The following is an 18,836-nucleotide window of genomic DNA, read 5'->3' as shown; positions in this document are numbered from 1 at the left end:
GATTGTCCTTTCAGTCGAGCGCGCCGGCGACCGGCGCGGCGAGAAGATCGAGCAGATCGCTGACGTCGCCGAGTTCGTCGAGCTCGACGACCGCCCGCTCGATCGCGGTCGCGCGGCCGCGATCGGTGACGCGGTCGGTGAGGGCATGGAATTTGGTGACCAGCTCGTCGTTGGTGACCGGATCCCAGGGTGCCCCGTGCGGGGCGTCGACCCGCGCATGGTGCACCTGACCGTCGCGGGTGGTGATGGTCAGGTCGGTGCGGAACCGCTCGGTGAGCGGGGCGTCGTTCAGCGACTCGTCGAGGTGCACGTTGGTTTTGTCGATCAGCGACCAGACGTCGTCGGCGTCCAGCCGGGCCAGCGTGAACTGCTCGGGCAGCGCGTTGCCGTCGAGCAGGGTCACGGCGGTGGCGTAGCCGATGTTCATCTGCGCACCGATCGCGGTGAGCGGCCGCTGCGCATTCCACCAGCCGTGCTTGTAGACCGTCTCGCCAACGGTGATGTCGATCTTCGAGATATCCTCGGGGACAACCGATTTGCGGAGCCGGCGGGCGGCGTCGACGGCGCCGTGCAGGCCGCCCATCACCGCGTAGGACTTGACCATGATGATCGACGTCTCCCAGCGCTCACCGAGATGATCGGTCAGCAACGAGGCGTCGGGCTCGTGCCCCTCCCCGAAAACGCTGAGAAACCCGCCGTAGTCACGCTCGAAGACCCGCTTGATGCCGGTGTAGTGGGCGGCGGCGAGCCCGGCGGCGTAAAAGCCGTTACGGGCCGCGAACCCGTGATGCATGCGTTTGCTCATCGCCTCGTACTGCGCGGCCATCAAACCGCCCGACTGGGTGGCGGCCAATCCCAAGGCGTCTTCCAGCTGGGCCGGTGTCAGGCCGCGTAGTTTGCCGGACGCCGTTGCCGCCGAGTGGGTCCCGAACACCGCGCCGGAGTGCCATCCGCGGTCGAGCATCTGTGCGCCGTGCAGGGCGTAACCCACTCGAGGGCCTACTTCGAGTCCGACGATCGCGGCAAGCAGGAAGTCGGCGCCGCTGACGGGCCGCGCGAGCGCGGTGACGGTCGACAACAGCGCGGGAATGACCAGCGAGCAGCTGTGCACGGGCGCGATCGGGTGGAAGTCGTCGAGCTCGAAGCCCTGGATGAAGGTGCCGTTGAGCAGCGCGGCCGCGGGCGCGCTGGTCGACCCGCCGGTGCCGATGACAACAGCGTCGCCGCTGTTCTCGAGATCCAGGACGGCTGCCGTGGCCACCCGTGACCAGGGGAGTTGCGCGCCGATCAGGCCGCAGCCCAGGCCGTCGAGCAGCAGGTGTCTCGCCCGGTCGATGACGTCTGGGGGGATGTCGTCGAGCGTCAGACCTGCCACCCAAGACGCCAGCCGTCCGGTCGGGCCGGTCGGATCGGTGGCCTCCTCCTGGTGGACCTGCGATGCGGTCATGGACAAGCCTCTCCTTCTAGTTGTCATATAGTTATAACAACTTGGACAACCGTCGGGCAAGGCGAGTGTGGAAACATTGGTCCTCATGCAGCAGGCCAGCGGAGCGGTGAGCGCGGCGGCCGGTGTGCCGTTGCATCGTCAGCTATTTCTGGTACTGCACGACGAAATCGCCCGCGGCGCACTGAATCCCGGCGACGCATTGCCCACCGAGCAGTCGCTGTGTGATCAATTCGGGGTATCGCGCATCACGGTGCGACGTGCCCTGGCGGACTTGGCCGAGCAGGGCTACATCGAACGTCGGCAAGGTGTCGGGTCATTCGTCCGGCAGCAGGACCCCGGGGCCGCCGCGCCGCCGACCGGTTCATATCTGGACAGTTTGCGGCAGACGCAATTCCAGACGTTCACCGACGTGGTCGAGCACGACACCCGAATCCCGCCGTCGGCGATTGGTGACGCGCTAGGTGTGAGCGCGCCGATGCTGCACATCCTGCGCGTGCGGCGTGAGCGCCGGACCCGCGAGCCGCTGATGACCACCGAAGCGTGGCTGCCGACCGGCCTCGCTGGCGTGCTGACCGCGTCGGCCCTCGGGCATAACCCGCTCTACGAATTACTGGCCGGTGCAGGGGTTGTCGTCGATCGGATGCAACACGAGATCACCGCCGAGATCGCGGGTCCCCGCAATGCGGCTCTGCTCGATGTACCGATCGGCTCGGCACTGCTGCGACTGAACCGGCTCACCTTCGTATCCGGCACGCCGCACCACTACGTGTCGATCCTGCTGTCGCCGAGCCGCAGTCGGGTGCTGATGCGGCAGAGTCCCGGTGGCGGCGACGCCGGTGATGGGCTGGCGATCGCACACGACGTGCGCCGAAGCCCGCGCTGACCCGCGTCATTGCGCCGACGTTGTGTAGAAGTGCCCGCAGATACAAACGTCGTGTTGATAACGGTTTCCGGCAAACCCCATTAAGCCTGTTGACAGGCGTTATTCTGCTCCGAGATCTGAGCCGTAAGACATGAAAGGACGTCGATTGACGCCGCAAGGCTCAACTGATCCGGCAGCGGACCCGCAACCGGTTCCGGTCGCAGGCCGCCGGCACCGCGGCTTCAACCCGCTGTCCAGGTTGAGTATCCAATCGAAAATCATGGTGATGCTGCTGGCGTCAAGCCTGGCAACGCTGGCCGTCATCGGTGTCGTGACCTATGAGTCAGGCCGACGTTCGCTGCTGCCCATCGCGGCCGAGCGCATGACGCAATTGCGTGAGGCCCAAAAGCGCGCAATCGAAATGCTGTTCGCCGACCTGTCGAACTCGCTGGCGATCTACAGCCGCGGCTACACCGCGGACGAAGCGGTGCAGGCGTTCACCGCCGGCTTCGACCAATTGGCCGACGCGGCAGTCGATCCCGGCCGGCAACAAGCGTTGGACAAGTATTACACCGACAAGCTGATCACGCCGATCCAGCAGACCACCGGCCAGAAGCTGGACCTGGCCGCGGTGCTGCCCGACACCAACGCCCAGCGCTATCTCCAAGTGCACTACACACTTCCGACCGCCGACGCGTCGGCTCCACCCGTCGACGCCGGTGACGGCAGCGCCTGGACGGCGGCGAATGTCCGGTTCAACCAATACTTTCGCGAGATCGCGACCCGCTTCGAATACCGAGACGCGATGCTTCTCGACACCCGCGGCAACGTGGTCTACAACGTCAACAAGGGTCCGGCGTTGGGCACCAACATCCTGACCGGTCCGTACCGAGCGTCCAATCTGCGTGACGCCTACGAAAAGGCCTTGAACGCAGACTCCGTCGACTTCGTCTGGATCACCGACTTCCAGGCTTTCCAGGCGGCCGGTGGAATGCCCGTCGCGTGGCTGGTCTCGCCGGTCGGTGTGGCGGGTAAGACCGACGGGGTACTCGCGCTGCCGCTGCCGATCGCGAAGGTCAACCGGATCATGACCGCCGATCAGCACTGGAAGGCCGCCGGCATGGGAGCAACGGCCGAGACGTACCTCGCAGGTCCGGACGGCCTGATGCGTTCCGATTCGCGGATGTTCTTGGAAGACCCCGAGAAATACAAACGGGACGCGGTGGCGGCGGGAACACCGGAAGACATTGTCGCCAAGGCGATGCGCTGGCACGGTACGACGCTGGTTCAGCCCGTGGAGACCAAGGCGTTCCGCGCCGCCCAGCGCGGGCAGAGCGGCACGCTCACCGACACCGGGTATCTAGGAGATCAGGAACTCACGGCATATGCGCCGGTGGCCATCCCGAATTCCGATCTGCGTTGGTCGATTCTCGCTACTCGCGACAGCGAAGAGGCGTACGCGCGTATCGCGGCATTCGCCCGCACACTGGTGGTGACCGCCGCCGCGTTGGTATTCCTGCTCTGCGTGCTCGCCATGCTGATCGCCCAACGTTTCGTCGGGCCCATCCGACGCCTGCGGGCCGGCGCGGAAGAGATCAGCGCGGGACACTACGACATCTCGATACCGGTCACCACCCACGACGAAATCGGCAGTCTCACTGCGGCTTTCAACGAGATGAGCCGTAATTTGGAGATCAAGGAAGGGCTGCTCACCGCCCAGCGCAAGGAGAACGACCGATTGCTGCTGTCGCTGATGCCCGAGCCTGTCGCACAGCGCTACCGCGACGGTGAGCAGATCATCGCCCAAGAGCACCAAGACGTCACGGTGATCTTCGCCGACATCATCGGCCTCGACGAGATCTCCATCGGGTTGTCCGGTGACGAGCTCGTGCGGATTGTCGACGAGTTGGTGCGCGAACTCGACTCGACTGCCGAAACCCTTGGCGTCGAACCGATTCGCACTGTGCACAATGGTTATCTCGCCAGTTGTGGCCTGAACGTGCCGCGCCTGGACAGCGTCCCGCGAACCATCGATTTCGCCGTCGAGATGCAGCGCATCGTCGAGCGGTTCAACGCTGGTAAGGGCTATCACCTCACGCTGCGAGCCGGCGTCAATACCGGCAATGTGGTCAGTGGGCTGGTCGGCCGATCCAGCGTCATCTACGACATGTGGGGTGCCGCGGTGAATCTGGCCCATCAATTACGCAGCGGTGCAACCGAATCCGGTATCTTCGTCACCACCGATGTCTATGAGGTGATGCGCGACATCCGGCAATTCACCGCGGCCGGTACCATCACGGTCGACGGTGCCGAACGGCCGATCTGGCGATTGACGGACCGCAAATGACGGGCGTCGACCCGGTGTGGTTGTACTGGGCCATCGGGCTGGCCATCGGCCTACCGCTGCTGCTGATCGGTCTCACCGAATGGCAACAGTTCCTCACGCGCCGCCAGAGCTCGCTGGCCCAGCCGGTCAACCTGCTACGCAGCTACGTGGTGCCACTGGCCGCGCTGCTGGTGCTGCTGGTCAACGTGGCGCGGGTACCGGCGCACGTCGACTCGGTACGGGTGCTGGCAACGGTGTTCGGCTTCGTGTTGCTGGTGCTGGTGCTGTCGGGGCTGAACGCCACGGTGTTCGAAGCGGCACCGGAAAGCTCATGGCGCAAGCGGGTTCCGACGATATTCCGGGATGTCACCAGGTTTTTGCTGATCGCCGTCGGCCTCGCGCTGATCTTCTCCTACGTGTGGGGCGTCCGCGTCGGGGGACTTTTCACCGCCCTGGGTGTGACGTCGGTGGTCATCGGCCTGATGCTGCAAAACTCGGTCGGCCAGATCGTCTCCGGGCTGTTCATGTTGTTCGAGCAGCCATTCCGGATCGGGGACTGGCTGGACACCCCCACCGCCCGCGGCCGAATCGTCGAAGCGAACTGGCGCGCGGTGCACATCCAGACCGGCCACGGCCTGCAGATCACGCCGAACTCGGTGCTGGCCGCAACGTCGTTCACCAACCTGAGCCGGCCACCCGGGCGGCACACGCTGTCGATCACCACCACGTTCGCGGCGGCCGACCCACCTGATCGCGTGCGGACGCTGCTGGTGCGGACGGCCAGTGCGCTGCCACAACGCAAAGCCGATGTGGCGCCGACATGTTCGGTCACCGGGTCCGGCGGATACACGGTCAGCGTCGCGTTGAGGTCGCCGGCCGACGACGGTGCGGCGAAAGCGACGTTCCTGCGCTGGATCTGGTACGCGGCACGTCGCGCAGAGCTGCACCTCGACGATGTCAGCGACGACTACTCCACGCCGGCGCGGGTCCAGGTGGCCATGCGCGACGTGGTGGCGCCCGCGCTGCGCTTGAGCCTGACCGACCAACAGTCGCTGATTCCGCATGCGCGGATGATCCGTTACGGCGCCGACGAGATCGTGCAGTACGCCGGCGAAGTACCGATGGCCATGACGTTCGTGATCAAGGGGAGCATCCGGCGGACCATGACCAACGACGACGGCTCGGTGACTCCGCTGAGCCTGCTCGAGGAGGGTTCGTTCCTGGGTCTGAGCTCGTTGACCCGACAACCCAGCCTCGCGGGCGCCTACGCGCTCGACGAGGTCACCGCCCTCGAGATCGATCGTGAGCACATCGAAGACCTCGTGCTGCGGACTCCGCTGCTGCTGCAGGAATTGGGCCGGATCCTCGAGGACCGTCGCAGCGAGTCGTCGGTTGGGGCCGTCGCTGCCCGCCCGTAGATTGCCCGCTACCCTGTCTCAATGAGTGTCGATGCCTTCTCGGCGACCGACGTGCGCCAGCAGGTGCATGACGCGGCGCGCCGAGCTCGGGTGGCGGCCCGTGTGCTGGCCGCCCTGCCGACGGTCGCCAAGGATCATGCGCTGCACGTCGCCGCCGATGCGCTGGTGACCCACACCGACCGGATTCTGGCGGCCAATGCCGAGGACCTGCGGTGCGCCCGCGACGCCGACACCCCGGTGGCCATGCTCGACCGGCTCGCACTCGACGTCAAACGTGTGCAAGGTATCGCGGCCGGCCTGCGGCAGGTCGCGGGTCTACCCGATCCGGTCGGCGAGGTGTTGCGCGGCTACACGCTGCCCAACGGGTTGGCGCTGCGCCAGCAGCGGGTCCCACTCGGCGTGGTCGGCATCGTCTACGAGGGCCGACCCAACGTCACCGTCGACGCGTTCGGCCTGACGCTGAAATCTGGCAACGCCGCCCTGCTGCGCGGCAGCGCCTCGGCGGTGCATTCCAACCAGGCGCTGGTCGCGGTGTTGCGCGATGCGCTGCACAGTGAGGACTTGCCCGTCGATGCCGTGCAGCTGATTCCGTCGTCGGACCGCTCGTCGGTCACGCACCTGATCCAGGCGCGCGGCTTGGTCGACGTGGTGATCCCGCGCGGGGGAGCCGGCCTGATCGACGCCGTGGTCCGCGACTCGCAGGTGCCGACCATCGAGACCGGTGTCGGCAACTGCCACGTCTACGTTCACGACGCCACCGACCTCGACATGGCCGAGCGAATCCTGTTGAACTCCAAGACTCGTCGACCCAGCGTGTGCAACGCGGCCGAGACACTGCTGGTCGACTTGGCGATTGCCGACCAGGCGATGCCGCGACTGGTCAACGCGCTGCAGGACGCCGGGGTGACCGTGCACCTGGACCCCGACGACGACCACCTCCGCCGCGAGTACCTGGAAATGGAGATCGCCGTCGCGGTCGTCGACGGTGTCGACGCGGCCATCGCCCACATCAACGAATACGGCACAGGCCACACCGAGGCCATCGTGACGTCGAATATGGCAGCGGCACAACGGTTTACCGAGGGCGTTGACGCGGCCGCGGTGATGGTGAACGCCTCGACGAGCTTCACCGACGGCGAGCAGTTCGGATTCGGTGCGGAGATCGGGATCTCCACCCAGAAGCTGCACGCCCGCGGCCCGATGGGGCTCGCCGAACTGACCTCGACCAAGTGGATCGGCTGGGGAGACGGCCAGACCCGCTCGGTCTGACAGAGCTGAGGAGACAACGACGTGAGTGTGCCCGCGCGGCCCGCACCGCTGTTCGCCGACATCGAGGATGTCGGACGGCGGCTCGCCGAGACCGGCTATCTGCCCGACACCGCCACTGCGACAGCCGTTTTCCTCGCCGACCGGTTGGGCAAGCCGCTGCTGGTGGAGGGCCCGGCCGGAGTTGGCAAGACCGAACTCGCCCGCGCCGTCGCCCAGGCCACCGGGTCCGGTCTGGTCCGCCTGCAGTGCTACGAAGGTGTCGACGAGGCCCGCGCGCTCTACGAGTGGAACCACGCCAAGCAGATCCTCCGCATTCAAGCCGGCTCCGGCGACTGGGACCAGACCAAGACCGACGTCTTCACCGAGGAGTTCCTGCTCTCGCGACCACTGCTGACCGCGATTCGACAGACCGAACCCACCGTGCTGCTGGTCGACGAAACCGACAAGGCCGACATCGAAATCGAAGGCCTGCTGCTGGAGGTGCTCTCTGATTTCGCGGTGACGGTCCCCGAGTTGGGCACCATTGCCGCCGAGCGCAGGCCGTTCACGGTGCTGACCTCCAACGCCACCCGGGAACTGTCCGAGGCGCTCAAGCGTCGCTGCCTGTTCCTGCACATCGACTTTCCGACACCCGAGCTCGAGCGCCGGATCCTTTTGTCCCGCGTGCCAGAGCTGCCGGGCCACATCGCCGAGGAGCTGGTCCGCATCATCGGCGTGCTACGCGGCATGCAGCTCAAGAAGCTGCCGTCGGTGGCCGAGACCATCGATTGGGGGCGCACGGTGCTGGCCCTGGGCCTGGACACCATCGACGACGCCACCATCGCCGCCACGATGGGTGTCGTGCTCAAGCACCAGTCCGATCAGACCCGCGCCACCTCTGAGTTACGGCTGAACTGATGGCCGTGCGCCGCGTTCGGCCCAGCCAGCCGCTGGCACCCCACGGCATCCCGGGCCACTTGGTCGGGTTCGTCGAAGCGCTACGTGGCCAAGGCATTTCGGTTGGGCCGTCGGAGACCGTAGACGCCGGCCAGGTGATGGGTGTGCTGGGCTTAAGCGATCGGGAGATCCTGCGCGAGGGCTTGGCGTGTGCGGTGCTGCGGCGGCCCGAACACCGCGAGACCTATGACGCGATGTTCGACCTGTGGTGGCCCGCCGCGCTGGGCACCCGCGCCGCCGTAGCGGACGAGGAGGCCATCGATCCGGACGTGCAGTTGCCGCCCGACGATGTCGAGGCGATGCGGCAGATGCTGCTCGATCTGCTCACCGACAACCCCGACCTCGCCGACATGGACGACCGGCTGGTCGCGATGATCGCTCAAATCGTGGACGCCTACGGCAAATACAACTCCAGCCGAGGCCCGTCGTACTCGTCGTATCAGGCGCTCAAATCGATGGCGCTGGACGAGTTGGAGGGCAAGCTGCTGGCCGGCCTGCTCGCACCCTACGGCGACGAGCCGACGCCCACCCAGCAGGAGATCGCCAAAGCGCTTGCCGCTCAGCGCATCACGCAGCTGCGCAAGATGGTCGACGCCGAGACCAAACGGCGGACCGCCGAACAGCTGGGCCGCGACCACGTCCAGATGTACGGCATTCCGCAACTGTCCGAGAACGTCGAGTTTTTGCGTGCCTCCGGTGATCAGCTGCGGTCGATGCGTCGCGTCGTGCAACCGCTGGCCCGCACGCTGGCAACCCGGTTGGCCGCCCGGCGTCGCCGGGCCCGCGCCGGCGCGATCGACCTGCGCAAGACGCTGCGCAAGTCGATGTCGACCGGCGGGGTGCCGATCGATCTGGTGCTGCGCAAGCCGCGTCCGGCCCGCCCGGAACTGGTGGTGCTCTGCGACGTGTCCGGTTCGGTCGCCGGATTCAGTCACTTCACGCTGCTGCTGGTGCATGCGCTGCGTCAGCAATTTTCCCGGGTGCGGGTCTTCGCGTTCATCGACACCAGCGACGAGGTCACCCACATGTTCGGTCCCGACGCTGACCTTGCCGTGGCGATTCAGCGGATCACCCGCGAGGCGGGTGTCTACACCCGTGACGGCCACAGCGATTACGGCAACGCTTTCGTCTCGTTCATCCAGGCCCATCCGGACGTCCTGTCGCCGCGCAGTTCGCTACTGGTGCTGGGCGACGGCCGGACCAACTACCGCGACCCGGCCATCGACGTCCTGTCGCACATGGTGACCGCGAGCCGGCATGCCCACTGGCTGAACCCCGAGCCCAAGCATTTGTGGGGCAGCGGTGATTCCGCCGTGCCGCGCTATCAAGAAGTGATCACGATGCACGAATGCCGCTCCGCCAAGCAGCTCGCGTCGGTGATCGATCAACTGCTGCCGGTTTAATTTCGTCCCGGCGACCCAGGGCGTAACCCTCGTCGCAGAACTTCCTCAGTTGCACAGCACACCTTGGCGCTATTCTTAGCTCGATATCAGGCAGAGCTCAGGTGCGTTATTTGCAACCGGCACATATGGATTGAGGTTCTTAATGCTGAAGCGTCGATATGCCACGGCCCCGATCATCGGAGCGGTCGGCGCAGCGATTGCCTTGTCCGTACCTGCCTTCGCCGACGCGGACGATCCGTTGTACGGCAGCACGACCGCGCTGGTGCTCGGCGGCACCGGCCAGCCCACACCGTCGACGGCGTATGTGGACGCCGTCGAGTCGCTGTACCTGAAGCCGTTGGGGTTCGCTGATAGCGCGTCGATCTGTGACATGGTGTTCTCGGTGCCGTGCGACGGCTCGCTGCAGGTCTTGACGACGCCGGAAGTGTTCGAGTTCGGCCCGAGCAGTCTGCAGGGCGAGGCGGACCTGATTGCCGCGGTGGAAGCCGAATACGCCACCGGAGCCATCAGTGCCGACCACCCGCTGACGATCTTCGCCTACTCGCAGAGCGCGATCCTGGCTTCGGCGGCCGAGAAGGTACTTTCGGCCACGATTCCCTCCGATGACCTGCGTTTCGTGTTCATCGGCGACCCGAGCGACGCGAACGGGATCGCCACCAACATCTACGCCGACCTGGTTCAGCTGTTCGGCGGAGGCACTACCGGCACGAACATCACCGACTTCCTGCTCCAAGCGATCAACGAGGACCAATTCGCCCCCGGCGGCTTGCTGGCCGACTACACGCCCAACGACCTGTATCCGACGACCATCTACGACATCAACACCGACGGGGTCGCGGACTGGCAGGAGGTTTGGGACGCCACCATCAATAACGGGGGCAGTCCTCTGGAAGCCCTGGGCAACGGTCTCTACCACTTCTTCACCACCCACGTGGAGTACCTGGGGCTGACGCCGGAGGAGATCGCCACTGGCGTCGCCACCACCGATGGCCTGACCACGACGATCACCATTCCGGACGGTTCGGACCCGGGCGCAATCATCGACGACTGGGCGGCGTTGGTGGGCGCGTTTTCGCACGGGCTTGCCGACAGCGGAGGAATCACCGCCCTGCTGGCGACCATCCAGGACCTCTTCAACCCCGCCTACTTCTGACCTCGGCCCGCATAGGCGGCCCCGTACGTCCTTCGCCGAGGGTGCAGTCGACGTGCCCACCTCCGCGCGACAACGCCGGCGGCGGACAAGGATTGTCGCTGAGAGCCGGGCAGCTCGGACACTGACTCCTGCGAGGTGCTGATGTGGCCTCTGTGACATCGAGGGCCGGTCGTATCACGCTCAAGTAAGCTGGCAAACCGTGCAAAAGCGGCGGCTGGGAGTCATGGGTGGGACGTTCGATCCCATCCACAACGGCCACCTGGTCGCGGCCAGCGAGGTCGCCGACCTGTTCGGCCTCGACGAGGTGGTGTTCGTGCCGACCGGCCAGCCCTGGCTGAAGGGCCGCCAGGTCAGCCCCGGCGAGGACCGCTACCTGATGACGGTGATCGCCACCGCCGCCAACCCCCGCTTCGCGGTCAGCCGCGTCGACATCGACCGTGCCGGTCCCACCTACACCAAGGACACGTTGCGCGATCTGCAGGCGCTCAACCCGGACTCCGATCTGTACTTCATCACCGGTGCCGACGCGCTCGCTTCCATCCTGTCCTGGCAAGACCTCGACGAGCTGTTCGCCGCGGCGCGGTTCGTCGGCGTCAGCCGGCCCGGTTACGACCTCGGCAGCGAGCATCTCGCCGGCGTGCTCGCCGGCCTGCCGGAGGACGCCCTCTCGCTTGTCGAGATTCCCGCTCTGGCAATCTCTTCCACCGATTGCCGGCAGCGCGCCGCGGAAGGCCGCCCGCTGTGGTACCTGATGCCCGACGGCGTCGTGCAATACATCTCCAAGACCGATCTTTACCGCAAACCGGGGGAGGACGCGTGACCGCCGCGCCCGAGGCCATCGACATGGCAGCAGTCGCGGCGCGCGCGGCCGCCTCGAAGCTCGCCGACGACGTCGTCGTGATCGACGTGTCCGATCAGTTGGTGATCACCGACTGCTTCGTGATCGCCTCGGCGTCCAACGAACGGCAAGTCAACGCGATCGTCGACGAGGTCGAAGAAAAGATGCGCGAGGCCGGTTACAAGCCGGCCCGCCGGGAGGGAACCCGCGAGGGTCGCTGGACGCTGCTGGACTACGTCGACATCGTCGTGCACATCCAGCACCAGGACGAGCGCGACTTCTATGCCCTCGACCGTCTGTGGCGCGACTGTCCGGTCGTCGCAATGGACCTGTCATGACGATCCGTCGGCTGGTGATGCTGCGGCATGGCCAGACCGCATTCAATTTCGGCAGCCGGATGCAGGGTCAACTCGACACCGAGTTGACCGAACTCGGCCGCGCGCAGGCGGTGGCCGCGGCCGAGGCGCTCGGCAAGCATCAGCCGTTGTTGATCGTGTCCTCGGATCTGCGTCGCGCGTACGACACCGCGGTCGCGTTGCAGGAGCGCACCGGCTTGCGGGTGCGGGCCGACGACCGGCTGCGGGAAACCCATCTCGGTGACTGGCAAGGCCTGACCCACACCGAGATCGACGCCATCGCCCCCGGCGCGCGGCTGGCGTGGCGCGAGGACGCCACCTGGGCGCCGCACGGCGGGGAGAACCGCGTCGACGTGGCGGACCGCAGTGTGCCGCTGGTTGCCGAACTGGTCGCCGCCGAGCCGGACTGGGGTGCCGACGACGGGTCGGCACGCCCGATCGTGTTGGTCGCCCACGGCGGCCTGATCGCCGCGTTGACCGCGGCGTTGCTTCGGCTACCGGTCGACAACTGGCCGGTGTTGGGCGGCATGGGCAATGCGAGCTGGACGCAGCTGTCCGGGCACACCGAGTTCGGCGCCGCTAGCGACGATTTCGACGCCATCCGATGGCGACTCGACGTGTGGAACGCTTCAGCACAGGTCGCCGGCGATGTCCTCTGAGCACACCCCGACACTGCTGGTCTTCGCAGACTCGCTGGCGTATTACGGCCCCAACGGCGGGCTACCGTCCGACGACCCGCGGATCTGGCCCAATCTGGTTGCCACGCAATTGGGTTGGGATCTCGAGCTGATCGGTCGGATCGGGTGGACCTGTCGGGACGTCTGGTGGGCGGCCACTCAGGACCCCCGGGCATGGGCAGCGCTGCCGCGGGCCGGCGCGGTGATCTTCGCGACCAGCGGCATGGATTCGCTGCCGTCGCCGTTGCCGACCGCTCTGCGCGAACTCATCCGTTACGTGCGCCCACCGTGGCTGCGGCGCTGGGTTCGCGACGGCTACGGATGGGTGCAGCCGCGGCTGTCGCCGGTGGCGCGCGCCGCGCTGCCGCCGCACCTCACCGCCGAATACCTCGAAGAGACCCGCGGGGCAATCGATTTCAACAGGCCCGGGATTCCGATGGTGGCGTCACTACCGTCGGTGCACATCGCCGAGGCCTACGGCAAGGCGCACCACGGTCGGCCGGGCACCGTCGCGGCGATCACCCGGTGGGCCGCTGAACACGACGTCCCCCTGGTCGATCTGAAAGCCGCGGTTGCCGACGAGGTGATGAACGGTCGCGGCAATCCCGACGGCATCCACTGGAACTTCGACGCGCATCTGGCGGTCGCGGAGTTGATGCTCAAGGCGCTGGCCGAAGCCGGCGTCAAGGTCGGCAGCTGACTTCGTGCCCGTCGTCGTCGTCACCGACTCCTCGGCACGCCTTCCCGCAGACCTGCGCAGGCAGTGGGGGATACGTGAAGTCCCGCTGCATATCCTGTTCGACGGCAACGACCTTCGCGACGGCGTCGACGACATTCCGGACGATATCCACGACATCGGTCACGCCACCACCGCGGCGGCCACGCCGGCCGAGCTGGCCGAGGTCTACCGGCAGGCGCTCGACGAAAGCGCGGGCGCCGGGGTGGTCGCCGTTCATCTGTCCAAGGCGCTGTCCGGAACATACGGGGCGGCAGAGTCCACCGCCGCCGAGATCGGCTCGCAGATCAGGGTTTTGGACTCGAAATTCACCGGGATGAACACCGGCTTCATCGCGCTGGCGGCAGCGCGGGCAGCGGCGCAGGGCGCCGATCAGGACGCTGTGGTGGCCGCCGCGCAGGCCGCCACGAGCCGCAACCACGGCTTCGTCGTCGTGCACCAGCTGGATAACCTGCGGCGCAGCGGACGGATCGGCGGTGCCGGCGCATGGCTGGGAACCAAGCTGTCGCTCAAACCGCTGCTACGCATCGAGGATGGCAAACTCGTTCTGGCGCAGCGAGTTCGCACAGCGAGCAAAGCGGTTGCCACCATGATCGACCGGGTCGTCGACACCGTCGGCGACCGGCGAGCCGCGGTGGCGGTTCATCATGTCGCGAATCCGGAGGGCGCGCAGGCTGTCGTGGAAACGCTGTCCGAGCGGCTGCCGGCCTGCGAACAGGCGATCGTCACCGACCTGGGTCCAGTGCTCGCCCTGCACGTGGGCGCCGGTGCGCTCGGGGTCTGCGTCGAGGTCGACGACTAGGACTGCCGCACGGCCAGCGGGGCGGTGTTGGCCTCGTCGGTGACCGGCGCCGGTGGCTTTGGCTTGGCGTGGTCGCCGCGCGGATGTATCACCAGCGGCCACCAGAACCAGCGGCCCAGCAGCGTGGCTAGCGATGGCATGAAAAGCGTTCGCACCACCAGGGTGTCGAGCAGCAGACCGATGCAGACCGTCGAGCCGAACTGGCCAAGCACCGTCAACTCGCTACCCAGCATCGCGGCCATCGTGAACGCGAACACCAAACCGGCCGACGTCACCACCGCCCCGGTGCCGGCCATCGACCGGATGTAACCCGTCTTGAGCCCGGCATGTATCTCTTCTTTGAATCGAGACACCAGCAGCAGGTTGTAGTCCGAGCCGACGGCCAACAGGATGATGACCGACAGAGCCATGACGATCCAGTGGATGTGCATGCCGAACAGGTCTTGCCAGATCAGCACCGACAGCCCGAATGACGCGGCGATCGAACTGCTTGCGGTGCCGACGATTACCAGCGCGGCGACCACGCTTCGGGTCAGCAGCAGCATGATCATGAAGATCAGCGTCAGCGCCGAGACGACCGCGATCATCAGGTCGTACTTCTCGCCGTCGGCCATGTCGCGGAAGGTCGCCGCCGTGCCGCCCAGATACACCTTGGCATCGGAGAGCGACGACTGCTTCAACGCCTCTTGCGCAGCGGTTCGCTCGGCACCCACCCGGTCGATGCCCTCCGGTGTCATCGGGTCGCTCTGGTGAGTGATGAAGAATCGCACCGATTTTCCGTCGGGAGAGAAGAACATCTTCACACCGCGGATGAACTCCGGGTTCTGGAACGCTTCGGGTGGCAGGTAGAAGAAGTCGTCGTTCTGCGACTTGTCGAAGCTTTGCCCCATCACGATGGCGGTGTTGCTCATCGCCTCCATCTGATCGATCATCGCCTTGAACGTCTGGTACATCGTCAACGTCAGGCCGTGCGTTGTCTTCAACGTTTCCAGCATGATCGGGATCAGCTGCTCCAACTCGTGTGAGGCCTGCGCGGTGCGGGTGATGTCACCGGACAGGTCATGGAACTTCTCGGCGAGTTGATCGAAGCCGTCGATCGAGTCGAACAGCGAGCGGAACGAGATGCAGATCGGGATGTCGTAGCAGTGCTTCTCCCAGTAGAAGTAGCTGCGGATCGGCCGGTAGAAGTCTTCGAAGTCCGCGATGTGGTCCCGCAGGGTGTCGGTGATCTCCGAGGTTTCCTGAGTGGTCTTCGCACTGTCGAGAGCGGCGGAGGCCAGGTCGTGGGTGACCTTCGCCTGGCGCTCGGTCACGTTGATCATGATTTGCATCTCGTCGGCCATCTTCAGAATGTCTTTCATTCTGTCTTTGAGGAAGTCCATGTTCTGCATGGTCGTCTGGCTCTGGATGCTGTTCTGAAACGGAATTGAGCTGTGCTGGATCGGGATTCCCAGCGGGCGGGTGATGTCCTGGATCATCGCGATGCCGACCGTGCGAATCTCGTTCTTGGCGACCTTGTCGAGCACCAGCATGTCGGCGGTGTTGCGCATGTCGTGGTCGGACTCGATCATCAGCAGGTCCGGGTTCATCCGGGCTTCGGAGAAGTGCCGGTCGGCGGCGGCATAACCGACGTTCGAGGGTGCCGATTCGGGTAGGTAGTGGCGGTCGTTGTAGCTGGTTTTGAATCCGGGCAACGCCACCATCCCGACCAACACCACCGCAGTGCTCACCGCGAAAATCGGTGCCGGCCAACGGACGACGGCGGTCCCGACTCGCCGCCACAGCTTGCCTTGCTTCTGGTTCTTCTTCTCGAACATCCCGAACTTGCTACCCACGAACACGATCGCCGGTCCGAGCGTCAGCCCGGCCAACACGACGACGATCATGCCGATCGCGACCGGTGCGCCCATGGTGGAGAACCAGGGCAGCCGGCAGAAGCTCAGGCAGTAGGTGGCACCCGCGATGGTCAGCCCGGACCCCAGCACGACGGGCGCCACGCCCTTGAACGTCGTGTAGTACGCCGATTCCCGGTCTTCACCTTCGCGACGTGCCTCCTGGTAGCGACCCACCAGGAAGATGCCGTAGTCGGTGCCGGCCGCGATTGCCAGCATGGTCAAGATGTTGGCGGCGAAGGTGGTGAGCCCGAATGCGTTGTTGTATCCAAGAACTGCGACGATGCCGCGTGCGCAGGCGAGCGCGACGAACGTCATGAACAGCTGGATCAGCGTCGTCGTGATGGAGCGGTAGACCAGCAACAACATGATGGCGATCGCGCCGAGGGTGAACAACGTAATCGTGGCCAGGCTGTCGTTGCCGATCACGTGCATGTCGTCTGACAGTGCGGCGGGTCCGGTCACGTACGCCTTGACCCCCGGCGGCGCCTTCTCTTCGTCGACGACCTTGCGGACGGCGTCGACTGAGTCGTTGGCCTCGGTGGTGCCCTGGTTACCGGCGATGTTGACCTGAACGTAGGCGCCTTTCGCGTCGGCGGATTGCGCCCCGGCCGCGGTGAAGCGGTCGCCCCAGAAGTCCTGAATGTGTTGGACGTGTTTGGTGTCTTGGCGCAATTTGCGCACGATGTCGTCGTAGTACCGATGGGCCGAATCACCCAGCGACTGTTGGCTTTCCACGACGACCATCACGGTGCTGTTGGAATCGAACTCGTGGAAGTTGTGCCCCATCCGCATCATCGCCTTCATCGACGGCGCATCAAGGGGAGCCATCGGGGCCGAGTGGGCCTCGCCGACGACTTCCAGCGTGGGCACCGCGACGTTGACGATGACGGTCAGCACCACCCAGCCGATGATGATCGGGATCGCGAAGAGTCGGATGAAGTGTGGAATGAACGGCCGGTGCTGCGTGGTCGACTGCGGAACCGTTTCATGGTTGCTCATGCGGACTTCACCAGGCAGAACGTCTGTGCGTTGTGGCCGTCCGAACTCTGGTGCTCGCGTAGTTCACCGTCGACCGTGATGCGGCAACCGATGTAACCGCCGTCGGTTTGGGCCATGATGTTCGCGCTCACCGTGGGCAGCGTGGTCGACACCGTGTACTCCCACGGCAGGGGAGCGTTGTTGATCTGGTGGGTGTTGGCGTCGGCGTCCCAATAGTTGATGTTGGCGGTTGCGCCGGGGTTGCCGAAGATCTCGTACTTCACGACTTTGGGGTTGAACTGCACGATCTTGATCCCGGCTCCTGAATTCGCGTTGAGGTCTTGGGAGGCGAATACCTTGTGTAATCGCGTCACGGCGAGACCTGACACCGACAGCACGACGACGAGAACCAACGGAATCCATCCCCGTTTGAGCAGACCGCCCACTGATGACGTCCTCACTCGGTCTCCTCTTCCGTCCCGGCATCGGTGAAGCCGGACCACAATGTGGTGTCGAGAACCTTTGGTCGGCTAACGATGTTAGAGCATAGGGCACGCACGCGTTCTGCACGGGCCGTCGCGACGACGGCCGTGAGGCGACGCAATCAGCCGCAGGCCACAACACCTTGCGCGGCTTGGCATTACGACACTGCGGCTCGCCCCGTGACCGGCGGCAGGTCGGCGAGCGTCACAATTCCGGGCTCGGCCGCCACCACGGCCGGCACCGCGTTGGTCACCGGCATCGCGGTGTAGATCATGCCCAGACCCATGAATCCCAGCTCGGTCCAGTCCTTCGGCGGCAGGCAGTGAACCACCGTGCGCATATTCGGCACACCGAAAACCTGGATGACATGGCCGTGTTCGAGCGGCTTGGGAGGTGTCACGTGATCGCCCATGGTCCAGTTGAATCCGACGCTGACCACGTTGCGGTCGCCCACCCAACCGCGGTGGTAGCCGAAGACGCTGCCGACGGTGCCGGCCGGAATCTTCATGAAGCCCAAGTCGGAATCGCCGGTGGCTGCGGTGAAGGTGACGTCGAAGGTCATCTTGTCCAGCGTCGCGCCGATCGCGTCGGCCATCATCGCAGCCGATTCGGCGAAGACCTCGCTCTCGCGGCGCACGCTCTCAGCCAACCCGGGCGTGTCCGGATCTTGCGAAAAGCCCATGGCGGTCTGTGTCTCCGCCGACTCGTAGGTCGAGCAGTCCACCGACTCGGTGATGCGAATCTCGTCGACGCGTTCACACGAACCGCTGAGTGCCATCCCGACCAGGTTGGTCATACCTGGGTGGGCGCCGCTGCCGAAGATCGTCGACTGTCCCCGCTCGCAGGCGTCGAGAATGCGTTGCCGGTCCTCCGGTGTCTGCTTTCCGCCGGTGATCCAGGCCGCGCTGGTGCACACGTTGACGCCGGACTCGAGCAGCCGGACCAGCTCGTCGATGCTGGGCCACAGCGGGTTGTAACAGCACGCGTCGGGTCGAAGAGCCAGTAGGGCATCGACGTCGTTGGTGGCGGCGACGCCGGTCGGATTCGGCCAGCCGGACAGCTCGGCCGCGTCGACCCCGACCTTGTCCTGACCGTGGGCATAGACCCCGACGAGTTCCATGTCCGGCCTGCCGATGATGGCGTGCAACGACCGACGCCCGATGTTGCCCGTCGTCCACTGGATCACGCGAATGGGTCGGCTCGGGTGTGTCGCTACCATCAGGGCTCCTTTGCCGGTGTGACTGAACTCATTATGTT

General features: G+C 65.6%; 16 protein-coding genes. 12 read left to right on the top strand and 4 right to left on the bottom strand.

Translation table 11 applies throughout. The annotated features are described in order from the left end of the window. Positions 1-10 precede the first annotated feature (10 nt). Positions 11-1,447, bottom strand: a complete 1,437-nt coding sequence (locus MKK62_RS26165; RefSeq protein WP_240263023.1) for an MmgE/PrpD family protein — start codon at positions 1,445-1,447, stop codon at positions 11-13. 76 nt (positions 1,448-1,523) lie between these two features. On the opposite strand from MKK62_RS26165, the gene MKK62_RS26160 reads away from it, so the two are divergent. The 12 genes from MKK62_RS26160 to MKK62_RS26105 all read left to right on the top strand — a co-directional run bounded on the left by MKK62_RS26160 (position 1,524) and on the right by MKK62_RS26105 (position 14,223). Then, positions 1,524-2,330 (top strand): GntR family transcriptional regulator, encoded by an 807-nt coding sequence (locus MKK62_RS26160; protein ID WP_350355769.1) that lies wholly within the window; start codon positions 1,524-1,526, stop codon positions 2,328-2,330. A 130-nt stretch (positions 2,331-2,460) separates the two neighbouring features. After that, a complete protein-coding gene (locus tag MKK62_RS26155) occupies positions 2,461-4,656 on the top strand; it encodes an adenylate/guanylate cyclase domain-containing protein (RefSeq protein ID WP_240263025.1) in 2,196 nt (731 codons plus the stop codon). Further along, positions 4,653-6,053 carry a mechanosensitive ion channel domain-containing protein gene (locus tag MKK62_RS26150; RefSeq protein ID WP_240263026.1) on the top strand — a complete coding sequence of 467 codons (1,401 nt, stop codon included), beginning with the start codon at positions 4,653-4,655 and terminating at the stop codon, positions 6,051-6,053. The genes MKK62_RS26155 and MKK62_RS26150 overlap by 4 nt, the downstream gene beginning before the upstream one ends. A gap of 21 nt (positions 6,054-6,074) precedes the next feature. Next, a complete protein-coding gene (locus tag MKK62_RS26145; RefSeq protein ID WP_240263027.1) occupies positions 6,075-7,322 on the top strand; it encodes a glutamate-5-semialdehyde dehydrogenase in 1,248 nt (415 codons plus the stop codon). 21 nt (positions 7,323-7,343) lie between these two features. Then, on the top strand, positions 7,344-8,219 hold the full coding sequence (locus MKK62_RS26140) for an AAA family ATPase (RefSeq protein ID WP_240263028.1): 876 nt from the start codon (positions 7,344-7,346) through the stop codon (positions 8,217-8,219). Continuing rightward, a complete protein-coding gene (locus tag MKK62_RS26135; RefSeq protein ID WP_240263029.1) occupies positions 8,219-9,661 on the top strand; it encodes a vWA domain-containing protein in 1,443 nt (480 codons plus the stop codon). Before MKK62_RS26140 ends, MKK62_RS26135 begins: the two co-directional genes overlap by 1 nt. 142 nt (positions 9,662-9,803) lie before the next feature. Continuing rightward, positions 9,804-10,814: a PE-PPE domain-containing protein gene (locus tag MKK62_RS26130; RefSeq protein WP_240263030.1), complete on the top strand. Its 1,011-nt coding sequence runs from the start codon at positions 9,804-9,806 to the stop codon at positions 10,812-10,814. Positions 10,815-11,037: 223 nt separating this feature from the next. Further along, positions 11,038-11,634 (top strand): nicotinate-nucleotide adenylyltransferase, encoded by a 597-nt coding sequence (nadD, locus tag MKK62_RS26125; protein ID WP_240263918.1) that lies wholly within the window; start codon positions 11,038-11,040, stop codon positions 11,632-11,634. After that, positions 11,631-11,990: a ribosome silencing factor gene (gene rsfS / locus MKK62_RS26120; RefSeq protein WP_240263031.1), complete on the top strand. Its 360-nt coding sequence runs from the start codon at positions 11,631-11,633 to the stop codon at positions 11,988-11,990. Before nadD ends, rsfS begins: the two co-directional genes overlap by 4 nt. Further along, positions 11,987-12,667: a glucosyl-3-phosphoglycerate phosphatase gene (gpgP, locus tag MKK62_RS26115; RefSeq protein ID WP_240263032.1), complete on the top strand. Its 681-nt coding sequence runs from the start codon at positions 11,987-11,989 to the stop codon at positions 12,665-12,667. The genes rsfS and gpgP overlap by 4 nt, the downstream gene beginning before the upstream one ends. Beyond that, positions 12,657-13,385: a diglucosylglycerate octanoyltransferase gene (gene octT / locus MKK62_RS26110; protein WP_240263033.1), complete on the top strand. Its 729-nt coding sequence runs from the start codon at positions 12,657-12,659 to the stop codon at positions 13,383-13,385. The genes gpgP and octT overlap by 11 nt, the downstream gene beginning before the upstream one ends. A 4-nt stretch (positions 13,386-13,389) precedes the next feature. Next, positions 13,390-14,223 carry a DegV family protein gene (locus MKK62_RS26105; protein WP_240263034.1) on the top strand — a complete coding sequence of 278 codons (834 nt, stop codon included), beginning with the start codon at positions 13,390-13,392 and terminating at the stop codon, positions 14,221-14,223. On the opposite strand, the gene MKK62_RS26100 is transcribed toward MKK62_RS26105, so the two are convergent. From MKK62_RS26100 to MKK62_RS26090, 3 genes are all read right to left on the bottom strand, one after another. Then, entirely contained in the window at positions 14,220-17,117 is a 2,898-nt protein-coding gene (locus tag MKK62_RS26100) for an MMPL/RND family transporter (protein WP_240263035.1), read from the bottom strand. The two genes, MKK62_RS26105 and MKK62_RS26100, sit on opposite strands and share 4 nt — an antisense overlap. Beyond that, entirely contained in the window at positions 17,114-17,533 is a 420-nt protein-coding gene (locus MKK62_RS26095; RefSeq protein ID WP_434085123.1) for an MmpS family transport accessory protein, read from the bottom strand. Before MKK62_RS26095 ends, MKK62_RS26100 begins: the two co-directional genes overlap by 4 nt. A 203-nt stretch (positions 17,534-17,736) precedes the next feature. Continuing rightward, positions 17,737-18,798, bottom strand: a complete 1,062-nt coding sequence (locus tag MKK62_RS26090; protein WP_240263036.1) for an NAD(P)H-dependent amine dehydrogenase family protein — start codon at positions 18,796-18,798, stop codon at positions 17,737-17,739. Between the last annotated feature and the right edge of the window lie 38 nt (positions 18,799-18,836).

Source organism: Mycobacterium paraterrae, from assembly GCF_022430545.2.
Taxonomy (GTDB): Bacteria; Actinomycetota; Actinomycetes; order Mycobacteriales; family Mycobacteriaceae; genus Mycobacterium; species Mycobacterium paraterrae.
This window is presented reverse-complemented; position numbering and strand designations above follow the sequence as displayed.

Bases quoted from the DNA above. Each gene is read 5' to 3' on its own strand.
- MKK62_RS26145 (WP_240263027.1), top strand. From the start codon at position 6,075: ATGAGTGTCGATGCCTTCTCGGCGACCGACGTGCGCCAGCAGGTGCAT.
- MKK62_RS26100 (WP_240263035.1), bottom strand. From the start codon at position 17,117: ATGAGCAACCATGAAACGGTTCCGCAGTCGACCACGCAGCACCGGCCG.
- MKK62_RS26155 (WP_240263025.1), top strand. From the start codon at position 2,461: ATGAAAGGACGTCGATTGACGCCGCAAGGCTCAACTGATCCGGCAGCG.
- MKK62_RS26165 (WP_240263023.1), bottom strand. From the start codon at position 1,447: ATGACCGCATCGCAGGTCCACCAGGAGGAGGCCACCGATCCGACCGGC.
- MKK62_RS26135 (WP_240263029.1), top strand. From the start codon at position 8,219: ATGGCCGTGCGCCGCGTTCGGCCCAGCCAGCCGCTGGCACCCCACGGC.
- MKK62_RS26150 (WP_240263026.1), top strand. From the start codon at position 4,653: ATGACGGGCGTCGACCCGGTGTGGTTGTACTGGGCCATCGGGCTGGCC.
- MKK62_RS26090 (WP_240263036.1), bottom strand. From the start codon at position 18,798: ATGGTAGCGACACACCCGAGCCGACCCATTCGCGTGATCCAGTGGACG.
- octT (WP_240263033.1), top strand. From the start codon at position 12,657: ATGTCCTCTGAGCACACCCCGACACTGCTGGTCTTCGCAGACTCGCTG.
- MKK62_RS26130 (WP_240263030.1), top strand. From the start codon at position 9,804: ATGCTGAAGCGTCGATATGCCACGGCCCCGATCATCGGAGCGGTCGGC.
- nadD (WP_240263918.1), top strand. From the start codon at position 11,038: ATGGGTGGGACGTTCGATCCCATCCACAACGGCCACCTGGTCGCGGCC.
- gpgP (WP_240263032.1), top strand. From the start codon at position 11,987: ATGACGATCCGTCGGCTGGTGATGCTGCGGCATGGCCAGACCGCATTC.